Annotated in this window: 3 protein-coding genes and 2 pseudogenes; 1 reads left to right on the forward strand and 4 read right to left on the reverse strand. The window is 65.7% G+C overall.

Annotation, left to right across the window (positions count from 1 at the left end; all coding sequences use genetic code 11):
* From pheT to rpmI, 4 genes and pseudogenes are all read right to left on the reverse strand, one after another.
* Positions 1 to 1,469, reverse strand: a pseudogene (gene pheT, locus JCM25156_RS23655) (phenylalanine--tRNA ligase subunit beta); the annotation flags it as partial.
* 3 nt (positions 1,470 to 1,472) lie between these two features.
* Positions 1,473 to 2,539: pseudogene (gene pheS, locus JCM25156_RS23660) on the reverse strand (phenylalanine--tRNA ligase subunit alpha).
* Positions 2,540 to 2,742: 203 nt separating this feature from the next.
* Positions 2,743 to 3,099, reverse strand: a complete 357-nt coding sequence (gene rplT / locus JCM25156_RS11080) for a 50S ribosomal protein L20 (protein WP_025813127.1) — start codon at positions 3,097 to 3,099, stop codon at positions 2,743 to 2,745.
* Positions 3,100 to 3,113: 14 nt separating this feature from the next.
* On the reverse strand, positions 3,114 to 3,317 hold the full coding sequence (gene rpmI / locus JCM25156_RS11085) for a 50S ribosomal protein L35 (RefSeq protein ID WP_007400447.1): 204 nt from the start codon (positions 3,315 to 3,317) through the stop codon (positions 3,114 to 3,116).
* A 226-nt stretch (positions 3,318 to 3,543) separates the two neighbouring features.
* Here rpmI and JCM25156_RS23665 point away from each other — a divergent pair.
* Positions 3,544 to 3,704: SDR family NAD(P)-dependent oxidoreductase (locus JCM25156_RS23665; protein ID WP_034959421.1), on the forward strand; the 161-nt coding region annotated here is incomplete at its 3' end.

The following is a 3,704-nucleotide window of genomic DNA, read 5'->3' on the forward strand; positions in this document are numbered from 1 at the left end:
CTCGATCAGGTCCACTTCCGGGTCAATCGCCCGCCGCCCCTTCGGCCGCCGCCTGCGCACGCGCGGGGGACAGACCGGGCTGCTGGTCGAGCACGAGCGGGGTTGCGATGTCATTACGCCAGGAGGGCACCTGCACCACGACATGACGCTCGTCGCGCTCGTACACCGTAAAGCCAAGACGCTCCAGCAGGTGAACGGCCTGATCCGGCGCGACCGTCAGGCCGCCCAGCGTTTCCAGCCGCGCGAATTCCAGATGCGCCTGCCGCCGCCACGCGGGCTCCTGCCCCGCCGCGACGACACTCCCCGCCTCACCACCGCAGAGTTCAAGGATCATCCGCGTCGCGGCTTCCAGCGCGGCGGGCGGCAGGGCCTGATCCACGCCGCGTTCGAAACGCTGGCGGCGTCGGAATGCAGGTTATGCCGCCGCCCGGCCAGCGCGATGGCCACCGGATCGAACAGCGCGCATTCCACGAACACGTTGGTGGTCGTATCACTGACACCGCTTTCCGCCCCGCCCATGATCCCGGCGAGTGACTGCACGCCCCGGCCATCGGCAATCACGCAGTCATCCGGCGTCATGACATGCTCGCTGCCATCCAGCGCGGTGAAGGTCTCACCCGCCCCACGGCAGATGGTCAGTTCATGCCCCATCAGCCTGTCCGCATCGAACACATGCAGCGGGCGGCCCAGGTCAAAGGCGAAGAAATTGGTAATGTCCACCAGCGCCGAAACCGGGCGCAGGCCGATGGATTCCAGCCTGCGCTTTAGCCATTCCGGGCTTGGCCCGTTGCGCACGTTACGGATGCTGCGCCCCAGAACCCACGGGCAGGCCTCGGGTAGGTGATGCGCCAGTTGATGGGGGTTTCAAACCGCCCCTCGACCGCCTCGGTCATCCAGGGCCGGAGTTCGCCAAGGCCCGCCGCCGCCAGATCGCGCGCGATACCGCGCACGGCCAGCGCGTCGCCACGGTTGGGCGTGATGGCGATGTCAATGACCGGGTCATCCAGATCAGCGAACAGGGCGTAGGACTGACCGGGCACCGTATCGTCGGGCAGTTCGGCAATGCCGTCGCTTTCCGCGCCCAGACCCAGTTCACGCAGCGAACACAGCATGCCGCCGCTTTCCTCTCCCCGCAGCTTGCCCGCCTTGATGGTGATGCCGCTGGCGGGGATGAAGGTGCCCGGCGGCGCGAAGATCACATGCAGCCCCGTGCGTGCGTTTGGCGCGCCACAGACAACCTGCACCTGCTCGAACCCCGCGCCCGCATCAACCTGGCAGACACGCAGGCGGTCGGCATTGGGGTGCTGGGCGGCCTCGATGATGCGGGCGGTGCGGAAGGGGGCGAGCACGGCGCCCCGGTCCTCCACGCCTTCCACTTCCAGGCCGATGGTGTTCAGCGTGGCACAGATTTCTTCCAGCGTCGCCGGGGTCTCAAGGTGTTCGCGCAGCCATGACAGGGAGAACTTCATCGATCACAGACCTTCGTGCAGCAGGGCGGGAGACAGGGGGGACGTGCCGTAATGGCGCAGCCAGCGGACATCGCTTTCATAAAACGAGCGCAGGTCCGGAATGCCATGGCGCAGCATGGTCAGCCGCTCGATCCCCATGCCGAAGGCAAAGCCCTGCCATTCACGCGCGTCCAGCCCGCAATTGGCCAGCACGCGCGGGTGAACCATGCCCGCGCCCAGCACTTCCAGCCAGTCGCCCCCGGTGCCGATCTGGCCCGTCCTGCGTGACCAGCCGATGTCGATTTCCATCGAGGGTTCGGTGAACGGGAAATAGGAAGCGCGAAAGCGCACCGGCAGGTCCGGGATCTGGAAAAACGCCCGCAGGAAATCCGACAGGCAGCCCTTGAGATGACCGAGCGTGATGCCCTTCTCGATCACCAGCCTCGCACTGGTGGAACATGGGGGAATGGGTAGCGTCATGGTCGGCGCGATAGGTGCGGCCCGGCGCGATGATGCGGATGGGCGGCTCCTTGCCCAGCATGGTGCGGATCTGCACGCCCGATGTCTGGGTGCGCAGCACGCGCTCGGGCTGGCCCTCGACCTCGGCGGGCAGATAGAACGTATCCTGATCGGTGCGGGCGGGATGGTGCGCGGGTGTGTTCAGGGCCGAAAAATTGTGCCAGTCGCTCTCGATGTCCGGGCCTTCGGCAAGCTGGAAGCCCATGGCGCCGAAAATGGCGATCATTTCCTCGATGCTGCGGGTAATGGGGTGCAGCAGCCCGTCCGCCTGTGGCGCGCAGGGCAGGGTCACGTCCACGCGCTCGGCGGCGAGGCGGGCGTTCAGCGCCGCGGTTTCAAGTTCCTGACCACGCGCCTCGATCATGCGGGAAAGCTCGTCACGCAGGCGATTGAGCGCGCCGCCACGCTGGCGTCTCTCATCCGGCGTCATGCGCCGAGTTCCTTGAGCAGCGCGGTCAGCCGGCCTGACTTGCCCAGCGTGCCCACGCGCACCGCATCCCATGCACGCAGGTCGTCGCGGCGGCAAGCGCCTGAACCGTCTGTTCCCTCAGGGTTTCGAGATCGTCACTCATAGCACCTCGCGCAGGCTCTTGCCGGGCGGGCTGGCAAGGACCATCCACCGGCGCGACCGACCGGCGCGGGCCAGACCCGGCACATAAAACTGTGCCCGCCGCCAGCCAGAAAAGCGGCACGGGCATTGCATAAAAACAAAACGGGCCGCCCGTTCGGACGACCCGTTTCGTGGACCTGTCGCCACACGGGCGTGGAACAGGGTTCAGGCCAGGGCGGCCTGGGCCTTCTTCACGATCTCGGCGAAGGTGGCCGCATCGTCAAAGGCGATGGCGGCGAGCACCTTGCGGTCGATCTCGATGCCAGCCTTGTCCAGACCGTTGATGAAACGGCTGTAGGTCAGGCCATGCTCACGCACGGCGGCATTGATGCGCTGGATCCACAGGGCGCGGAATTCACGCTTCTTGTTGCGGCGGTCACGGTAGGCATAGCGCAGCGCCTTTTCCAGACGTTCCAGCGCAATGCGGTAATTGGTGGAGGAACGCCCCCGGAAACCCTTGGAGAGTTCGAGAACCTTCTTGTGGCGGGCGTGGCTGGTTACGCCGCGTTTCACACGTGCCATATCTCAGCTACTCCTTATGCCAGACCGTAGGGAGCCCACTGCTTCACAGTGCGGCCGTCCATTTCCGTCAGCACCTGCGAACCACGGTTCGTGCGCTTCATCTTCTGCGAGCGGTTGATCAGGCCGTGGCGCTTGTTGCCGGGCCCTGCCAGCACCTTGCCGGTCGCGGTGATCTTGAACCGCTTCTTGACCGATGACTTGGTCTTCATCTTGGGCATTTTCTTCTCCTCGGGTTAACGTGTTGGCCCCCTGCCCCACCATTACGCATGGAAAGCAGGCCGCCACATTGCGGCCGGGCATGCCCTACAGGCCCGGACGCGCGAACACGCACGCTATAGACAACACCGAAGGCGTGATCAAGTCCCTTCCCCGCCCGCGTGCATTCTTTCCCCCGCGCGGCGCGTGCTGTAGGAGAAAACCACAGGACATACCGGGAGGAATAAAATGACGAACCGCGTGGCATACATAACGGGTGGCAGCCGTGGCATCGGCGCGGGAATTGCCCGCGCGCTGGCGAAGGACGGGTATGACATCGCCATTTCCTATGTCCGCAACGCTCACGCCGCCGAGGAAACGCTGGATGCGGTCCGCGCGCTGGGCCGCCG

It is taken from the genome of Komagataeibacter kakiaceti JCM 25156 (assembly GCF_000613305.1).

What these genes read in the sequence shown, in the direction of transcription:
- rpmI (WP_007400447.1), bottom strand. Translation starts at nt 3,317, where the DNA reads ATGCCCAAGATGAAGACCAAGTCATCGGTCAAGAAGCGGTTCAAGATC.
- rplT (WP_025813127.1), bottom strand. Translation starts at nt 3,099, where the DNA reads ATGGCACGTGTGAAACGCGGCGTAACCAGCCACGCCCGCCACAAGAAG.